Genomic DNA, 17,585 nt, shown 5'->3' with positions numbered 1-17,585 from the left:
CGGAAGGGGAGAGGGATGCGGGAGCTTGGCGAATGTAATGAGCCTAGCGAAGGCTGGGTGAGGGGAAACCCCGCCTTACCCCGCCTGGGTGCCGCCGATGGTGAGGCCGGACATCTTCACCGTCGGCTGGCCGACGCCGACGGGCACGCCCTGGCCGTCCTTGCCGCAGGTGCCGATGCCGTCATCGAGCTTCAAGTCATTGCCGATCATGGAGACCTGGGTCATCGCCTTCGGGCCGTTGCCGATGATGGTCGCGCCCTTCACCGCCGGGCCGATCTTGCCGTCCTCGATCAGATAGGCCTCGGAGGCGGAGAAGACGAATTTGCCCGAGGTGATGTCGACCTGTCCGCCGCCGAAATTCACCGCATAGAGGCCGCGCCCCTTCACCGAGGCGATGATTTCCCGCGGGTCATGCTGGCCGCCCAGCATGATCGTGTTGGTCATGCGCGGCATCGGGTGATGGCCGAAGCTCTCGCGGCGGCCGTTGCCGGTCGGCTTCATGCCCATCAGGCGGGCATTCTGCCGGTCCTGCATATAGCCGACCAGGATGCCGTCCTCGATCAGCACGGTGCGCTGCGAGGGCGTGCCCTCGTCGTCCACGGTGAGCGAGCCGCGGCGGTCCGGCATGGTGCCGTCATCGACCACGGTGACGCCCTTGGAAGCCACCTGCTGGCCGATCTTGCCGGAAAAGGCGCTGGTCTGCTTGCGGTTGAAATCGCCCTCCAGTCCGTGGCCGACCGCCTCGTGCAGCATGACGCCGGGCCAGCCGGGGCCCAGCACCACTTCCATCTCGCCGGCCGGGGCCGGGATGGAGCCGAGATTGACGATGGCCTGGCGCAGCGCCTCGTCCACCTGGCCCCGCCAGGTCCTGGGGTCGAGATAGAGATCATAGGCGGTGCGGCCGCCGGCGCCGCTGCTGCCGGTCTCCATGCGGTCGCCGTCACCGACCACGACGGAGACGTTGAGGCGCACCAGCGGGCGGATATCGGCGACGCGCTGGCCGTCGGCGCGGATGATCTGCACCGCCTTCCAGCTTCCCGACACCGAGGCCGAGACCTGGCGCACGCGCGGATCGCTGGCGCGGGCATAGGCGTCGATATCCTGCAGCAGCTTCACCTTGGTCTCGAACGGCACCAGGGAAAGCGGGTTGGCGTCGGTATAGAGCTGCCGGTTGGTGCCGATCGGCCCGTCCGCCAGCGTGCCGCCATGGCCCGACTTCACCGCCTGCACGGTGGCGGCGGCGCGGCGGATCGCTTCCTCTGACAGATCGGCGGCGTGGGCGTAGCCGGCGGCGTCGCCCAGCACGGCACGCAGGCCGAAGCCCTGCGCGGTGTCGAAGCTGGCGGCCTTCAGCCGGCCATCGTCGAAGCCCAGGCTTTCGGACTGGCTGTATTCCAGATACAGCTCGCCATCGTCGGCGCCGGACAGCGCGTCGCCGACCAGGCGCTCGACCCTGCTGCGGTCGAGGCCGGCGCGGGTGAAGAACAACTCGTCTGTCTGGGTCAGGGCGCTCATCGGTTATCCTTGAGGGCTATGCTATGGTTATGCCTAGAGCATATAGGGGCTGCGGCGGCCGGCAACCACCGTCTGTCCCGCAAACGGGGGAGCGGAAGCAAGCGTCATGACGCCGGAACGGGGAAGCTTGCCGGTCGAACATCCGCAGCGGCGCGGCCTGCACGAGGAGGTGCATGCCCGGCCGTTCGAGCCGCTAACCGCGCCGGCGCGGCTGTCGCATCTGGCGGTGCTGACCGGCGAGGCGGCGGCCGGGCGCGAGCGGGTGCATCTGGCCGGTCTGTGCGCGCGCTTCGGCGCCCCCGCCCCATCGCCCGAGGCGACGCAGATCCTCGTCGACCTGGGGGGCTTCCGGCTGCGCTGGGAGCGGCACACGGAATTTTCCACCTATGGCTTCATCGTCGAGGGCGGCTTCGAGGAGGCCTTCGCCGATACGGCGATGAACCGGGTGCCGGCCGACTGGCTGGCCGGTCTGCCGGGCGAGGTCATCGTCGCCATCCATGTCGCGGTGGAGGGCCGGGACGCGCCGCGCCGGGGCGTTTCCGAGATCGCCGCCCTGTTCGGCAGCGCCGCGCTGGCCGGCAGCCTGATGAGCAGCGACGCGGCCGCCGCCTGGACCGATTTCCGGATTCGCGAGGACGGGTTCAGCCGGCTGTTTGTGCAGGATTACGCCATGGGGCCACGCCGCACCGGCCGGCTGATCCGCCGGCTGCTGGAGGTGGAAACCTACCGCATGATGGCGCTGCTGGCCTTTCCGCCGGCGCGCGCGGCCGGCCCGGCGCTGACCCGCATCGGCGACCGGCTGACCGAGATCACCGGCGCGCTGGCGCAGGGCGAGACCAACCAGGAGGATCGCCGGCTGCTCGACGATCTGACCGGGCTGGCGGCGGAGTTGGAGCGCCTCGGCGCCAGCCTGGCCTACCGGCTGGGGGCGATGCGCGCCTATGACGCGCTGGTCGCCCAGCGGCTGGAGGAGCTGCGTGAGAACCGGCTGGAAGGGTTGCAGACGGTGGCGGAGTTCCTGAATCGCCGCTATGCCCCGGCGATCCGCACCTGCGAATCGACGCAATCCCGGCTGGACGAGTTGTCGGTGCGGATCGGCCGGGCGAGCGATCTGCTGCGCACCCGGGTCGATGTGCATCTGGAAGCGCAGAATCGCGATCTTCTGGCCTCGATGAACCGCCGCGCCAAGCTGCAACTGCGCCTGCAGGAGACGGTGGAGGGCCTGTCGGTCGCCGCCATCAGCTATTATGTGATCGGCCTGCTGGGCTATCTGGCGAAGGGCGCCAAGGCGGCCGGCGCGCCCCTGCCGCCGGATCTGGCGACCGGCGCGGCCATCCCGGCGGTCGTGGCGCTGGTCTGGCTGGGCATGCGGCGAATGCGCCGGCGGCTGTCGCGCCAGATGGCCGAATCCGGCGAGGAAGAGGGCGCGGGAGGCAAGACAAGTGCTTAGTTTAGATAGCGCTTATTGCCGCGAATCCGCCAAACATGCGACATCAGGTCACAATTCGCCCTTGCCCGATGCGGATAAGATAGCTAGACACCCAGGGCACGGCCGCGCTCCCCGTTTTTGGGCGGGATGGCCGTTGCCCGCCGCGTTGCGTGGGGCCGTTCCGGCTTCACGGGATTGTCGACGGCACGTGCGGACGGGTTCTGGCCAGGGATGAGAGTAGGATGCCTAGCAATACGATGCGTTTAGCCACCATCTTCTTCGCCTTCCTGGGCGCCGCGCTGGCCGTTGTCGGTCTGGCGAGCGGCGCTTGGGCCGCCGAGCCGCAGCCTTGGCAGCTTGGCATGCAGCAGCCCGCCTCGGTGGGCAAGGAAAGCCTGCATTCGCTGCATAATCTGCTGCTGTGGATCATCACCATCACCACGATCTTCGTGCTGGCGCTGCTGGTCTATGTCTGCGTGAAGTTCCGCGCCGACAAGAATCCGAACCCGTCCAAGACCTCGCACAACACGATGATCGAGGTGCTGTGGACGGTGATTCCGGTGGTCATCCTGGTGGTGATTGCGGTGCCGTCCTTCCGGCTGCTCTATTTCCTGGATCGCACGCCGAACGCCGACATGACCATCAAGGTCACCGGCCACCAGTGGTACTGGAATTACGGCTATCCGGATCATGGCGATTTCGCCTTCGACAGCTATATGATCCCCGAGAACGAGCTGCAGCCGGGCCAGAAGCGCCTGCTGGACGTCGACAATCCGCTGGTCGTGCCCGCCGGCAAGAACATCCGCGTGCTGGTCGTCGGTTCCGACGTGCTGCACAGCTGGCTGGTGCCGGCCCTGGGCGTGCAGCTCTATACGGTGCCGGGCCGCACCAACGAGACCTGGTTCAATATCGAGGAGCCGGGTGTCTATTACGGCCAGTGCAACCAGATTTGCGGCGTGAACCACGCCTATATGCCGGTCGCGATCCGCGCCGTGCCGGAGGCTGAGTTCAACGCCTGGGTCGAGAAGGCCCGCGAGGAATTCGCCAGCAAGGATGGCGGCGGCGACGTCAAGGTCGCTAACGCGGCGCGCTGAGCTGGGATTGCCGGCCCGGTATTTTCCGGGCTGGCTGGGATGAGTTGGGCGCTCCCCCGCGGGGGACGCTGCAAGCAAGGAAGGGTTGATCCATGGCGCAGGCATCGGCAGCGCACGACCACCACGATCATCACGATCACCATCCGACCGGATGGCGCCGCTACGTCTATTCGACGAACCACAAGGACATCGGCTCGATGTACCTGGTGTTCGCGATTCTCGCCGGCATCATCGGCGGCCTGTTCTCGCTCTATATGCGCATGGAGCTGCAGGACCCCGGCATTCAGTACATGTCGGGCGGCCAGGAATGGAACGTGATCATCACCGCCCACGGCCTGATCATGATCTTCTTCATGGTCATGCCGGCGCTGATCGGCGGCTTCGGCAACTGGTTCGTGCCGCTGATGATCGGCGCGCCGGACATGGCCTTCCCGCGCATGAACAATATCAGCTTCTGGCTGCTGATCCCGGCCTTCGCCCTGCTGCTGATGTCGGCCGTTGTCGATGGCGGCGCCGGTACGGGCTGGACGATCTATCCGCCGCTCTCCGGGCCGAACGGCCAGCCGGGCATGGCGGTCGATCTGGCGATCCTGTCGCTGCACGTCGCCGGGGCGTCCTCGATCCTGGGCGCGATCAACTTCATCACCACCATCTTCAACATGCGCGCGCCGGGCATGACGCTGCACAAGATGCCGCTGTTCGTGTGGGCGATGCTGATCACCGCCTTCCTCCTGGTGCTCTCGCTTCCGGTCCTGGCCGGCGGCATCACCATGCTGCTGACCGACCGTAATTTCGGCACCTCCTTCTTCGACCCGGCCGGCGGCGGCGACCCGATCCTGTTCCTGCACCTCTTCTGGTTCTTCGGCCATCCCGAGGTGTACATCATGATCCTGCCGGCCTTCGGCATCATCAGCCACATCGTGTCGACCTTCTCGCGCAAGCCGGTGTTCGGCTATCTCGGCATGGCCTACGCGATGGTCTCCATCGGCTTCGTCGGCTTCATCGTCTGGGCGCACCACATGTTCACGGTGGGCATGGACGTCGATACCCGCGCCTACTTCACGGCGGCGACGATGGTGATCGCGGTGCCGACCGGCATCAAGATCTTCTCCTGGATCGCCACCATGTGGGGCGGCTCGATCAAGTTCGACACGCCGATGCTGTGGGCGATCGGCTTCATCTTCCTGTTCACCGTCGGCGGCGTGACCGGCGTGGTGCTGGCGAATGCCGGCGTCGACGTGGCGCTGCACAACACCTACTACGTCATCGCGCATTTCCATTACGTGCTGTCGCTGGGTGCCGTGTTCGCGATCTTCGCCGGTTTCTACTACTGGATCGGTAAGATGAGCGGCCGGCAGTATCCGGAGACGCTGGGCAAGATCCATTTCTGGATGACCTTCATCGGCGTGAACCTGACCTTCTTCCCGATGCACTTCCTGGGTCTGGCCGGCATGCCGCGCCGCATCCCGGATTATCCGGATGCCTTCCACGGCTGGAATATGGTGTCGTCGATCGGCGCCTATATCTCGGTCGCCGCCATGTTCTTCTTCCTGTTCGTGTGCTTCCGCACCTTCACGGCGGGCAAGAAGGTCGGCGACAGCCCGTGGGGCGAGGGTGCAACCACCCTGGAGTGGACCGTCAGCTCGCCGCCGCCGTTCCACACCTTCGAGGAAATCCCCCGGGTCAAGTGACCCGGGGCTTCCCCTTTTTCGCGAACCGAACGGGATAGCCAGACGTGTCCGACGTCCAGCTTCAAATGGGTCAGCCGGCGCAGGCGGGGGGTGAGAGCCCCTCGCTCGGCGTCGGGCATGTGCGCGATTACCTGGCGCTGCTGAAGCCGCGCGTCATGTCGCTGGTGGTGTTCACCGGCTTTGTCGGCCTGCTGCTGGCGCCCGGTTCGATCCATCCGGTGCTGGGCACCATCGCGATCCTGTGCATCGCGGTCGGGGCCGGCGCGTCGGGCGCCATCAACATGTGGTATGACCGCGATATCGACGCGATCATGCGGCGCACCCAGGGCCGGCCCATCGTCACCGGACGGGTCGATGGCGAGGCCGCCCTTGCCTTCGGCATCGTGCTGTCGGCCTTCTCGGTCATGATCATGGGGCTGGCGGTCAATTGGACGGCGGCGGCCTTGCTGGCGCTGACCATCGGCTTCTATGTCTTGGTCTACACCATGTGGCTGAAGCGCAGCACGCCGCAGAACATCGTCATCGGCGGCGCCGCCGGCGCATTCCCGCCGATGATCGGCTGGGCCGCGGTGACCGGCGATATCAGCCTGGATTCGGCGGTGCTGTTCGCCATCATCTTCATGTGGACGCCGCCGCATTTCTGGGCGCTGTCGCTGTATCGCTGCGAGGATTACGCCCGCGCCGGCGTGCCGATGCTGCCGGTGGTCGCCGGCAAGGCGGAAACCCGGCGCCAGATCCTGCTCTATTCGCTGCTGCTCGCCCCGCTGGCGGTGCTGCCCTGGGGGCTGGGCACGGTCGGTGCGCTCTACGGCATGGGCGCCATCGTGCTGGGCGCGCTGTTCCTGCTGGGGGCGGTGCGCATCTGGCGCGAGGGCGACGGCCCGAAGGCGGAGAGCGCGGCCAAGCAGCTTTTCGCCTATTCGATCCTCTATCTGTTCCTGATCTTCGCCCTGATGATCCTCGACCGCGCCTGGACTTTCGGGGCGGCGGCGTGAGCGCGATGCAGGAACATGAGAAAAGCGGCATCGACCGCCGGGATTTCCGCCGCAGCAAGCGCGCCCGCAACACGGCCCTGCTGGCGGTGCTGCTGGGGCTGGCGATCCTATTCTACATCATCACCGTCGTGAAAATGGGGTAAGCGGATGGCCGACCGACCCACCGAACGATCGAACAATAGGAACCTGGCCGTGGTGGCCGGCATTGTCGGCGTGATGAGCGCGATGACCGGCCTGGTCGTCTACAGCCCGACGCTCTACACCATGTTCTGCGAGGCGACCGGCTTCGGCGGGGCGACCAAGCGGGCCGAGGCCGCGCCGGACTCGCTGGCCGAGCGCCGCATCACCGTGCGCTTCGACGCCAATGTCGATCAGGGCCTGCCCTGGAAGTTCAAGCCGCTGCAGGTCAGCGAAAAGGTGCAGATCGGCGAGAACGGCCTGGCCTTCTATACAGCGACGAATACCGGCAGCGAGCCGATCGTCGGCACGGCGACCTACAGCGTCACGCCCTACAAGGCGGCCGCCTATTTCGCCAAGATCCAGTGCTTCTGCTTTACCGAGCAGGTGCTGGAGCCGGGCGAGAGCATCGAAATGCCGGTCTCCTACTTCGTCGATCCGCTTCTGCTGGCGGATCGCAATTTGGACGATGTGAGCACGATCACACTGAGCTATACCTTCTTCCGGGCGAAGGACCAGCACCTGGCCGCCCCGGGGAAGCAGACCAGCCAGTTGCCGGCCGATGCGCGGGTCAATTGAGTTGGATGGTTCTATTGCTGTCGCCGGCCGCCACGCCGGGATTATCTGAAGGGGTTCAAGAGGGATGAGCGAAGCACACGCCACGCAGCACAAGCATCCGTACCATCTGGTCGATCCCAGCCCGTGGCCGTTCGTCGGGTCGATGGCCGCGTTCGTCACGGCGATCGGCGGCGTGATGGTGATGCATGACAAGACCCCCTGGGTCCTGGCCATCGGCCTGGCCCTGGTGCTGGCCACCATGTTCTTCTGGTGGCGCGACGTGGTGCGCGAGGCAAATAGCGGCCTGTACCACACCAAGGTGGTGCAGCTCGGCCTGCGCTACGGCATGATCCTGTTCATTGCCTCCGAGGTGATGTTCTTCGCCGCGTTCTTCTGGGCCTATTTCGCCGCCGCCTTCTATCCCACCGAGGCCATTGGCGGGGTCTGGCCGCCGGCGGACATCAAGACCTTCGATCCGTTCGACCTGCCGTTCCTGAACACGCTGATCCTGCTGATGTCGGGCTGCACGGTGACCTGGGCGCATCATGCGCTGATCGAGGGCAACCGCCGCGACCTGATCCGCGGCCTGTGGTTGACGGTTCTGCTGGGCATGTCCTTCACCGCCCTGCAGGCCTACGAATACAGCCATGCCGCTTTCGGCTTCACCGACGGCATCTACGCCTCGGCCTTCTACATGGCGACCGGCTTCCACGGCTTTCATGTGATCGTCGGCACCATCTTCCTGGCGATCTGCCTGATTCGCTCCTACAAGGGCGACTTCACGCCGGAGCAGCATTTCGGCTTCGAGGCGGCGGCCTGGTACTGGCATTTCGTCGACGTGGTCTGGCTGTTCCTGTTCGTCGCCATCTACTGGTGGGGCGCCTGAGCCCCATCGAACAGCCGACGAAAGCGGGCTGAGGATGGCCGACCCCTCTTCTCAGCCCCCCTCTTCCGGGCTTTCGTCGATCCTGACCGGTTTGGCCTGCCGCTGTCCGCGCTGCGGACGCGGCAGGCTTTTTTCTGGCTATCTGACGGTGGCCGAAAGCTGCACGGCCTGCAGCCTGGATTTGCGCAATCACGACAGCGGCGACGGCCCGGCCTTCTTCGTCATCTTCGCCCTGGCGTTTATTGTCACACCCATCGCCCTGCTGGTTGAAAGCGCCGTTGCACCCCCCTTATGGTTGCATGCCGTCCTGTGGTCGGCCGTGACGCTCGGCGGGGCCCTGGCCCTGCTGCGTCCGTTCAAGGGCGTGCTGATCGCCCTGCAATACAAGCATCGCGGAACCGCCAATGACTGACGGAAACTCCCTGTCGCCGCGGCCGTCGTTCGGCTTCCGGCCGCGCCTGTGGCCAACGCTGATCGCCCTGCCGATGATCGTGGTGATGCTGGGCCTGGGCGCCTGGCAATTGCAGCGCCTGGCCTGGAAGGAAGGGCTGATCGAGCGGCTTGAAACCCGCATGTATGCGGAGCCCATCGCCCCGCCGGCCAACGATGTCGATATCGAGGATGCGGAATTCCGCCGGGTCCGCGCCGAGGGCCGCTTCCTGAACGAGCAGGAGATGTTCCTGGTCGGCAGGCCGGAGAAAGGCACGGTCGGGCTGCATGTCGTCACCCCGTTCGTCACCGGCGATGGCCGCACCCTGCTGGTCAATCGCGGCTGGATTCCCGACGACCGGCGCGAGGCGGCCAAGCGCCCGAACAGCCAGCCCGAGGGCATCGTGACGCTGGATGGCATCGTGCGGCGTCCCAGCATGCGCAACGCCTTCACCCCGGATAACGAGCCGGAGAAGAATCTCTGGTTCTATGTCGACATCGCCGAGATGTCGCAAAGGGCCGGCGTGACCGGCGTGCCGCCCTACTATATCGACGCGCTGCGCGAGGGCGACAGCCGGATCCATCTGCCCATCGGGGCGGACCCGCGGATCGGCCTGCGCAACGAGCATCTGCAATATGCGATGACCTGGTTCCTGATGGCCCTGGGGCTGATCGTGGTCTATGTCGTCTGGCATCGCCGGGCGGATCGCGGCGAGGTGTGATGCGCAATTCGGCCGCCGCCTATGAGGCGCTGACCCGCCGCTTCCACCGCCTGTCGGTGCTGGATCAGGTCGGCGGCATCCTGCACTGGGACCATGCCGTCATCATGCCGGAAGGGGCCGCCGAGGCCCGCGCCGAGCAGGTGGCGACGCTGGACGTGCTGGGCCACGAGCTGATGACAGCGCCGGACATGGCCGATCTTCTCGCCGCCGCCGAGGGCGCGCCGCTGGAGGAGTGGCCGGCCGCCAACCTGGCGCTGATGCGCCGCCGGCATGCGCATGCAACGGCGGTGCCGGCCGATCTGGTCGAGGCCCGCTCCAAGGCCTGCTCGGCCTGTGAGATCGCCTGGCGGCAGGCCCGCAAGGAGAGCGACTTCGCCGCCGTGCGGCCATATCTGGAAGAAGTCGTGCGCCTGACCCGCGAGATGGCGGCGGTGAAAGCCGAGGCGCTCGGCCTTACGCCCTACGACGCGCTGCTGGATTCCTACGATCCAGGCAACCGCGCCGATCTGATCGACCCGATCTTTACCGACCTTGCCGGCTTCCTGCCCGGTCTGCTGGACGATGTGCTGGCCGTGCAGGCGAGCGAGCCGCCGCTGCAGCGGCCGCAGGGGCCTTTCCCCATCGATAGCCAGGCGGCGCTGGGCCGGCGGCTGATGCAGGTGGTGGGGTTCGATTTCAATCGCGGCCGGCTGGATGTCTCGCTGCATCCTTTCTGCGGGGGTGCTGCCGACGATATCCGCATCACCACCCGCTATGACGAGGCGGATTTCACCCAGAGTCTGATGGGCGTGCTGCACGAGACCGGCCATGCGCTGTACGAGCTGGGTCTGCCGGTGCAGCCCTGGCGGCATCAGCCGATCGGCGTGGCGCGCGGCATGACGGTGCATGAAAGCCAGTCGCTGCTGATCGAGATGCAGGCCTGCCGGTCCCGCGCCTTCCTGGAATTCGCCGCGCCGCTGATCCGTCAGGCTTTCGCGGTCGACGGGCCGGCCTATACGGTCGATGGGTTGCAGCGGCTCTATACCCGCGTGTCGCGCAGCTTCATCCGCGTCGATGCGGACGAGGTGACCTACCCGCTGCATGTCATCCTGCGCTACCGGCTGGAGCGCGCCATCGTCGCCGGCGATCTTGCCGTGGCCGATCTGCCGGGGGCCTGGAATGACGGCATGCGCGGCCTGTTGGGCGTGACGCCGCCGGACGACCGGCGCGGCTGCTTGCAGGATATTCATTGGTTTGACGGGGCCATCGGCTATTTCCCCACCTATACGCTGGGCGCGATGATGGCCGCCCAGTTGTTCGCGGCCGCGACCCAGCAGGATGACGACATCCTGCCCGGCATCGCGCGCGGCGATTTCGCGCCGCTGGTCGCCTGGCTGCGCGCCAATGTGCACGCCCATGGCTCGCGCTATTCAGCCGACGAGCTGCTGACCCGGGCCACCGGCGCGCCGCTCGGCACGGGGGCCTTCAAGACCCATCTGCACCGGCGCTATCTGGGCAAATAGCCGGCTGTCCGCAGGATCGGCGCGCCGCTGCGGCTGATCGGCGCCATGGTGCCGTCCGCCAGCTCGACCGCGCCGCTGCCGCGCCGCCAGCGGGCCGTCTTGATCGCATCCGCCGCCACCCACCAGGAGCGGTGGATTCGGTAGCCATGCGCGCCGTCCAGCTCCGCCACCGCATCGGCGAAGCGCAGGCTCAGCAGCTCCTCCCCGGCGTCGGTATGGACGCGCACATAATGGTCGTAGGCTTCCAGCGCGAACAGCCGGGCGGTGCGCCGCCGGGCCGACAGGCGGGCGCGGAACCGGGCCTCGACCTCCGGCAGCGGCGGGGCGATGATGGTCTGCGATTCGACGATCCGCTTCGGCGGGCGCTGCACCACCAGCCGCAGCGCCATCGCCACAAGGCTGATGACGAACACCTGCCAGAGCAGATTGAGCAGGAAGCCACCGGGCAGCCCGTGATGATGCTCCATGATCGCGGCCTTCGCGCCGATCACCACCGCCGTGACCGGCGGCGTCATCGCCAATGAGGTAACGAGGATTCTGCGCCAATCCGGGGCGATCCAGCGGCGCAGCACGCGTTCCACCGCGATGCCGATAAGGCCGCCGGCGACCATCACGAACAGCCAGAAGGGATAGCGCTCGACCGGCGGTTCCTGCGCGGTGCCATAGGGGCCGATGACGCCGAAGAAAAGTCCGAAAGCCAGCAACAGGGCGATCTCCGCGATCCCGCCGATTGCCGACATCTTGCTCATTTTCCTCACACCGCACCACTCACGCAGCCGCTGCACCGTTCGCGCAGCCACTATAGCCCGCGCCGGCCGTTGGCAGCAATTTCGGGGCTCCACCACAAGGGAGGCTCAGTGTGTCGACGACATTCTTCGACCGGGACGCCGGCGGCGCGCGGCTGCTCTGGGGCGTCGCGGCCCTGGCCAGCGTGGCTATCGCCCTGGCGTCCTTTCGCTATCTCGTCGGCTTCGGTCCGATGCCGGAGCCGATCATGGCCAACGCCTATGCCAATCCCTGGCTGCCGGTTCATGTGGCCGCCGCGGCGACGGCGCTGCTGGTCGGGGCATTCCAGTTCCTGGGTGGCGTCCGGCGGCGCTGGCCGGCGCTGCATCGCTGGACCGGTCGGGTCTATGTCTTTGCCTGCCTGGTCGGCGCCGTCTCCGGCTTCGTGCTGGCGCTGGGCACCACGACGGGCCCGGTGGCGACGGCGGGCTTCGGCACCCTGTCCGTCGCGTGGCTGATCACCACTCTGCTGGGCTGGCGGCGCGCCACGCAGCGGCGCTTCGCCGCGCACCGGGCCTGGATGATCCGCTCCTGGTGGCTTACCTTCGCCGCCGTCACGCTGCGGATCTATCTGGGCGCTTCCTTCGCCACCGGCCTGCCGTTCGAGCTGAGCTATCCGGCGATCTCCTTCCTGTGCTGGGTGCCGAACCTGATCGCGGCGGAGCTGTATCTGCGCCGGCAGAGCGCCTAGCGCCCTTGCGCCTGTCCGCGGCTTCATGGAACAGTTGCGGGAAGCAACAAGCCGGAGGTCGTCATGCATCGCCGCCATCACGATATGGGCGGGCTTCCCGCCGGGCCGGTCGAGCAGGTCGAGCATGATTACGCGCCATGGGAGAAGAAGGTCGACGCGATCATGCGGCTGCTGACCGACAAGCAGCGCAAGATCATGACCGTCGACGAGCTGCGCCGGGGCATCGAGGAGATGGGGCCGGGCATCTATGACGAGCTGACCTATTACGAGCGCTGGATCGGCTCCGTCACCAACAATCTGATCGAGAAGGGCGTCATCACCGTCGATGAGCTGGGCCGCGCCATGGAAGAAGCGCAGGCCCGTCACGCCGAGGCGGCGAAGGCGGTGTGCCCATGAGTGGAGAAGCCGCGACCGACGCGCGTTTCAGGCCCGGCGATGCGGTGCGGGTGCGCCGGGCCTATCCGCCCGGCCATGTCCGGGCACCCTTCTTCTGCCGGGGCAAGCAGGGCGTGGTGGCGGAGCTGGTCGGCGCCTTCGCCAACCCGGAGGAGCTGGCCTATGGCCGCGACGGAAGGCCGGCCCTGCCGCTCTACCGCGTGCTGTTCCGCCAGGCCGAGCTGTGGGATGGCTATGACGGCCCGGCCCAGGATACGGCGGTGATCGACGTCTATGAAAACTGGCTGGAGGCGGTGCGATGAGCGGGCACGACCACGACCATCCTCACGGGCATGACCACGGGCATCACCACGGCCACGACCATCATGACCACCATCACCCGCATCCGCACCAGCCGGATATCGAGGATCGCCCGCTGACGCATTATCAGGCGATGACCGAGGCGGTGGCCGACTTGCTGGTCGCCAAGGGCATCGTCACCCCGGCCGAGCTGCGGAAGATGCTGGAGGCCATCGATTCCAAGAGCCCGGCGGCGGGATCGAGGATGGTCGCCAGGGCCTGGACCGACCCGGCTTTCAAGCAGCGCATGCTGGCCGATGTGATCGCGGCGGCGGCGGAGCTGGACATCGATGCCGGCGGCATCCCGATCAAGGCGATCGAGAATACCGAGGGCGTGCACAATGTCGTGGTCTGCACGCTGTGCTCCTGCTATCCGCGCCTGCTGATCGGCCTGCCGCCGGACTGGTACAAGGCGCGCGCCTATCGCAGCCGGGTAATTCACGAGCCGCGCGCGGTGCTGAAGGAATTCGGCACCGAGATCCCCGACGATGTCGAGGTGCGGGTGCATGATTCCACCGCCGATCTTCGCTATCTGATCATCCCGGCGCGCCCGAAGGGCACCGAGGGATGGAGTACGGAGAAGCTGGAGGCGCTGGTCACCCGCGACACCATGATCGGCGTCGCGGTGCCAGCGGTTTAGCCGAGCAGCTCCAGCCCGTCGCCCGTGGCGATGACGCCCGACTGCTCGACGGTGGCGTACAGCCCCATATCGATATGGCCGAAGCCGCGCCGCAGCGCGAGCGGGATGTTCGTGTCCCGCTCCGCCGTTGCCGGATTCACGCTGGTGGCGGCGCAGCGCTCGATCCGCTTATAGATTTTCAGGATCGCCCCGCCGATCTTCAGGCGCGTATCGGGCAGCCAGGAGAATTCCTCCCAGGCCGGCAGCCCGTCGAGCAGGATATTGCCGCGAAACCGCACCGGATCGACCGGGCCGCCGACCACCCGTTCCAGATCCTTCACGCTGGCCAGGTTGATCAGCGAAATCTTGCCGTTGCGCGAATCGGTGAAGAAATCGCCCGACGCCTCGACGATGCGCGGCGCGCCCCGCACCTCGCCGGCCAGGAAGGCGCGCAGGAAATCCTCGATGATGGTTCGGCCCAGCGGGGTCTGGATGTTGGCCCGCGCCACCTGCCGTCCGTCGCGCTTCAACGCCAGATGGCCGGTCTCGGCCTCATAGTCGGCGACGATGGCGGCCAGCCGGGCGCAATTGACGAGCTGCAGGAAATTGCTTTTCGGGGCCCAGCCATTATCCGCCGGCAGATCGATGGCGGAGCCGTGGGCGATGCCGAACCGCCGGTCGTCGGGCAGGCCGGCGCCGCTCTCCAGAGTCGCGGAATCGATGTCCTGTGCGCTCATTCCCTTCACCGGGTAGCGACACAGACGGGCTATGGTTGCAACATGGGTCATGTCGCCAGTGTCGGCAGGCGGAGGGCGCGCTGTCAACGCGGCATATGGATGCGCAATGCCGGGTCCGATCTTCCACCACCGCCCTCTTGTGTTGCAGATTTGGCACGCCATTTCTAGCGAGGAGCATCGTCCCTCTTCACCGTGCGGTCGCCGCCAGGCGGGGCCGCCGGGAATGGCCGATGTGTCGCGATAACGGAGACAAGATCATCATGGATATCGAGAAATTCACCGAGCGCTCGAAGGGCTTTCTGCAATCGGCCCAGACCCTGGCGCTGACCAGCGGGCACCAGCGCCTTGCCCCGGATCATCTGCTGAAGGTGCTGCTGGACGATGCCGAGGGGCTGGCGGCCAATCTGATCCGCGCGTCCGGCGGCGATCCGGCCAAGGCGTTGAGCGCAACCGAAGCGACGCTGGCGAAGCTGCCGCGCGTCGAGGGCAGCGGGGCCGGCCAGGTCTTTCTGTCGCCGGAGCTGGCGCGCGTGCTCGACCAGGCGACCAAGATTTCCGAGAAGGCCGGCGACAAGTTCGTGACCGCCGAACGGCTGCTGCTGGCGCTGACGATGGCCGACGGCACCGAGGCCGGCAAGGCGCTGAAGGAGGCGGGCCTGACCCCGCAGAAGCTGAACGAGGCGATCAACGATGTCCGCAAGGGCCGCACCGCGGATACCGCGACGGCCGAGCAGGGCTATGACGCGCTGAAGCGCTATACCCGCGACCTGACCGAGGTGGCGCGCGAGGGCAAGATCGACCCGGTGATCGGCCGCGACGAGGAAATCCGCCGGACCATCCAAGTGCTGTCGCGCCGCACCAAGAACAACCCGGTGCTGATCGGCGAGCCCGGCGTCGGCAAGACCGCCATCGTCGAGGGGCTGGCCCAGCGCATCGTCAATGGCGACGTGCCGGAGACGCTGAAGAACCGCCGGCTGCTGTCGCTCGACCTGGGCTCGCTGATCGCCGGGGCCAAGTTCCGCGGCGAGTTCGAGGAGCGGCTGAAGGCGGTGCTGAGCGAGATATCCTCGGCCGCCGGCGAGATCATCCTGTTCATCGACGAGATGCACACGCTGGTCGGCGCGGGCAAGGCGGATGGGGCGATGGACGCCTCCAACATGCTGAAACCCGCCCTGGCGCGCGGCGAGCTGCATTGCGTCGGCGCCACCACGCTGAACGAATACCGCAAACATGTGGAGAAGGACGCGGCACTGGCCCGACGCTTCCAGCCGGTCTTCGTGTCCGAGCCCTCGGTGCCGGAGACCATCTCGATCCTGCGCGGTTTGAAGGAGAAGTATGAGCTGCATCACGGCGTGCGCATCACCGACAGCGCCATCGTGGCGGCCGCCCAGCTCTCCAACCGCTACATCACCGACCGCTTCCTGCCGGACAAGGCCATCGACCTGATCGACGAGGCCGGCAGCCGCCTGCGCATGCAAGTCGATTCCAAGCCGGAGAATATCGATGAGCTGGACCGCAAGATCATCCAGCTGAAGATTGAGCGCGAGGCCTTGAAGAAAGAGACCGACTCCGCCTCCAAGGAACGCCTCGTGAAGCTGGAGGAGGAACTGCAGGAGCTGGAGGATGAAAGCGCTGCCCTCACCGCGCAATGGATGGGCGAGAAGGAGAGCATCTCCGTCGGCCAGAAGCTGAAGGAGCAGCTCGACCAGGCCCGCACCGAGCTGGAGATCGCCCAGCGACGGGGCGAGTTGCAGCGCGCCGGCGAGCTGATGTACGGCGTCATCCCCGACCTGGAGAGGAAGCTGAAGGACGCCGACGATTCCGCCTCCCACCGGGTGCTGAAGGAGGAGGTGACGCCGGAGGAGGTGGCGCAGATCGTTTCGCGCTGGACCGGCATCCCGGTCGACAAGATGCTGGAGGGCGAGCGCGACAAGCTGCTGGCGATGGAGGCCAAGCTGCGCCAGCGCGTGATCGGCCAGGAGGCGGCGGTGATCGCCGTGTCGAACGCCATCCGCCGCGCTCGCGCCGGACTGCAGGACCCGAACCGGCCGATCGGCTCCTTCCTTTTCCTCGGCCCCACGGGCGTGGGCAAGACCGAGCTGACCAAGGCGCTGGCCGAGTTCCTGTTCGACGACGAGCAGGCGATGGTGCGCATCGACATGTCGGAATATATGGAGAAGCATGCCGTCAGCCGGCTGATCGGCGCGCCCCCAGGCTATGTCGGCTATGAGGAGGGCGGGGCGTTGACCGAGGCGGTGCGCCGCCGGCCCTATCAGGTGATCCTGTTCGACGAGGTCGAGAAGGCCCATCCCGACGTGTTCAACGTGCTGCTGCAGGTGCTGGACGATGGCCGGCTGACCGACGGCCAGGGCCGCACGGTGGATTTCCGCAACACGCTTATCATCCTCACCTCCAATCTCGGTTCCGAACTCATGGCGCAGGACGCCTATGCCCTCAGCAAGGCCGACCAGGAGCTGACCCGCGCCAAGGTGATGGAGGTGGTGCGCGCCGCCTTCCGCCCGGAATTCCTGAACCGTCTGGACGATATATTGCTGTTCCAGCGGCTCAGCCGCGAAAACATGACCGGTATCGTCGATATCCAGCTCGGCCGGTTGCGCGCGCTGCTGGAGGACCGGCATCTGACGCTGGAGATGACGCCGGCCGCGCTGGCCTGGCTGGGCGATGCCGGCTACGACCCGGTCTATGGCGCCCGGCCGCTGAAGCGGGTGATCCAGCGCGAGCTGCAGAACCCGCTGGCGACGATGATTCTGGACGGTTCGATCCGCGATGGCGACGCGATCCGCGTCGATGTCGAGGATGGCCATCTGGTCATCAACGGCCGCCGCATCGATCAGGAGGCCGCCGACTGAGGCTGATGGAGGGACGCCCGCCGCCGGCCCCTTCGAGACGCCCTCTGACGAGGGCTCCTTAGGGTAAGGGTGGTTTGGGACATTCCGCCGGTGCTGCTTGGTGACCGCATGCTGAGGAGCCCCGCAAGGGGCGTCTCGAAGCATCGGGC

18 protein-coding genes are annotated in these 17,585 nt (G+C 66.8%); 15 read left to right on the top strand and 3 right to left on the bottom strand.

The features are described 5' to 3' along the window. Positions 1-75: 75 nt before the first annotated feature. Positions 76-1,515: a metalloprotease TldD gene (gene tldD, locus AUP43_RS16075; RefSeq protein ID WP_067559412.1), complete on the bottom strand. Its 1,440-nt coding sequence runs from the start codon at positions 1,513-1,515 to the stop codon at positions 76-78. A 106-nt stretch (positions 1,516-1,621) separates the two neighbouring features. Here tldD and AUP43_RS16070 point away from each other — a divergent pair, with 106 nt between their 5' ends. The 10 genes from AUP43_RS16070 (at position 1,622) to AUP43_RS16030 (ending at position 10,998) form a co-directional block, all read left to right on the top strand. Then, entirely contained in the window at positions 1,622-2,965 is a 1,344-nt protein-coding gene (locus tag AUP43_RS16070; protein WP_067559410.1) for a DUF3422 family protein, read from the top strand. Between the two features lie 236 nt (positions 2,966-3,201). Beyond that, positions 3,202-4,038 (top strand): cytochrome c oxidase subunit II, encoded by an 837-nt coding sequence (gene coxB / locus AUP43_RS16065; protein WP_067559407.1) that lies wholly within the window; start codon positions 3,202-3,204, stop codon positions 4,036-4,038. 92 nt (positions 4,039-4,130) lie between these two features. Beyond that, complete coding sequence (gene ctaD, locus AUP43_RS16060) at positions 4,131-5,729, top strand: cytochrome c oxidase subunit I (RefSeq protein ID WP_067559404.1); 1,599 nt, start codon at positions 4,131-4,133, stop codon at positions 5,727-5,729. Positions 5,730-5,794: 65 nt separating this feature from the next. Continuing rightward, positions 5,795-6,724, top strand: coding sequence for a heme o synthase (locus tag AUP43_RS16055; RefSeq protein WP_067559401.1), 930 nt, complete (start codon positions 5,795-5,797; stop codon positions 6,722-6,724). Further along, positions 6,721-6,867, top strand: coding sequence for a hypothetical protein (locus tag AUP43_RS19125; RefSeq protein ID WP_157089393.1), 147 nt, complete (start codon positions 6,721-6,723; stop codon positions 6,865-6,867). The genes AUP43_RS16055 and AUP43_RS19125 overlap by 4 nt, the downstream gene beginning before the upstream one ends. A 4-nt stretch (positions 6,868-6,871) precedes the next feature. Beyond that, a complete protein-coding gene (locus AUP43_RS16050) occupies positions 6,872-7,480 on the top strand; it encodes a cytochrome c oxidase assembly protein (protein WP_067559399.1) in 609 nt (202 codons plus the stop codon). 64 nt (positions 7,481-7,544) lie between these two features. Next, on the top strand, positions 7,545-8,345 hold the full coding sequence (locus AUP43_RS16045; protein WP_067559396.1) for a cytochrome c oxidase subunit 3: 801 nt from the start codon (positions 7,545-7,547) through the stop codon (positions 8,343-8,345). A 34-nt stretch (positions 8,346-8,379) separates the two neighbouring features. After that, positions 8,380-8,757, top strand: a complete 378-nt coding sequence (locus AUP43_RS16040; protein WP_084462867.1) for a DUF983 domain-containing protein — start codon at positions 8,380-8,382, stop codon at positions 8,755-8,757. Continuing rightward, positions 8,750-9,496, top strand: a complete 747-nt coding sequence (locus tag AUP43_RS16035) for an SURF1 family protein (protein WP_067559393.1) — start codon at positions 8,750-8,752, stop codon at positions 9,494-9,496. The genes AUP43_RS16040 and AUP43_RS16035 overlap by 8 nt, the downstream gene beginning before the upstream one ends. Further along, positions 9,496-10,998, top strand: coding sequence for a carboxypeptidase M32 (locus AUP43_RS16030; protein ID WP_067559391.1), 1,503 nt, complete (start codon positions 9,496-9,498; stop codon positions 10,996-10,998). The genes AUP43_RS16035 and AUP43_RS16030 overlap by 1 nt, the downstream gene beginning before the upstream one ends. On the opposite strand, the gene AUP43_RS16025 is transcribed toward AUP43_RS16030, so the two are convergent. Further along, complete coding sequence (locus tag AUP43_RS16025; RefSeq protein ID WP_157089392.1) at positions 10,983-11,738, bottom strand: LytTR family DNA-binding domain-containing protein; 756 nt, start codon at positions 11,736-11,738, stop codon at positions 10,983-10,985. The two genes, AUP43_RS16030 and AUP43_RS16025, sit on opposite strands and share 16 nt — an antisense overlap. Before the next feature lie 119 nt (positions 11,739-11,857). Here AUP43_RS16025 and AUP43_RS16020 point away from each other — a divergent pair, with 119 nt between their 5' ends. The 4 genes from AUP43_RS16020 to nthA all read left to right on the top strand — a co-directional run bounded on the left by AUP43_RS16020 (position 11,858) and on the right by nthA (position 13,850). Then, positions 11,858-12,475, top strand: a complete 618-nt coding sequence (locus AUP43_RS16020) for a DUF2306 domain-containing protein (RefSeq protein WP_067559385.1) — start codon at positions 11,858-11,860, stop codon at positions 12,473-12,475. Positions 12,476-12,538: 63 nt separating this feature from the next. Continuing rightward, positions 12,539-12,871, top strand: coding sequence for an SH3-like domain-containing protein (locus tag AUP43_RS19630; RefSeq protein ID WP_067559382.1), 333 nt, complete (start codon positions 12,539-12,541; stop codon positions 12,869-12,871). After that, complete coding sequence (locus AUP43_RS19625; protein ID WP_067559380.1) at positions 12,868-13,173, top strand: SH3-like domain-containing protein; 306 nt, start codon at positions 12,868-12,870, stop codon at positions 13,171-13,173. The genes AUP43_RS19630 and AUP43_RS19625 overlap by 4 nt, the downstream gene beginning before the upstream one ends. Further along, on the top strand, positions 13,170-13,850 hold the full coding sequence (nthA, locus tag AUP43_RS16005) for a nitrile hydratase subunit alpha (protein ID WP_067559378.1): 681 nt from the start codon (positions 13,170-13,172) through the stop codon (positions 13,848-13,850). The genes AUP43_RS19625 and nthA overlap by 4 nt, the downstream gene beginning before the upstream one ends. Here the strand turns inward: nthA and AUP43_RS16000 are convergent. Then, a complete protein-coding gene (locus tag AUP43_RS16000; RefSeq protein WP_198154945.1) occupies positions 13,847-14,566 on the bottom strand; it encodes an MOSC domain-containing protein in 720 nt (239 codons plus the stop codon). The genes nthA and AUP43_RS16000 overlap by 4 nt on opposite strands. A 260-nt stretch (positions 14,567-14,826) precedes the next feature. Between AUP43_RS16000 and clpB the strand changes: the two genes are divergently transcribed. Then, positions 14,827-17,436 (top strand): ATP-dependent chaperone ClpB, encoded by a 2,610-nt coding sequence (gene clpB, locus AUP43_RS15995; protein ID WP_067559414.1) that lies wholly within the window; start codon positions 14,827-14,829, stop codon positions 17,434-17,436. Positions 17,437-17,585 lie beyond the last annotated feature (149 nt).

This window comes from Oceanibaculum pacificum, assembly GCF_001618175.1.
GTDB classification, from domain to species: Bacteria; Pseudomonadota; Alphaproteobacteria; order Oceanibaculales; family Oceanibaculaceae; genus Oceanibaculum; species Oceanibaculum pacificum.
The sequence above is the reverse complement of the archived record's forward strand: the minus strand, read 5'-3'. Positions and strand labels throughout refer to the sequence as shown.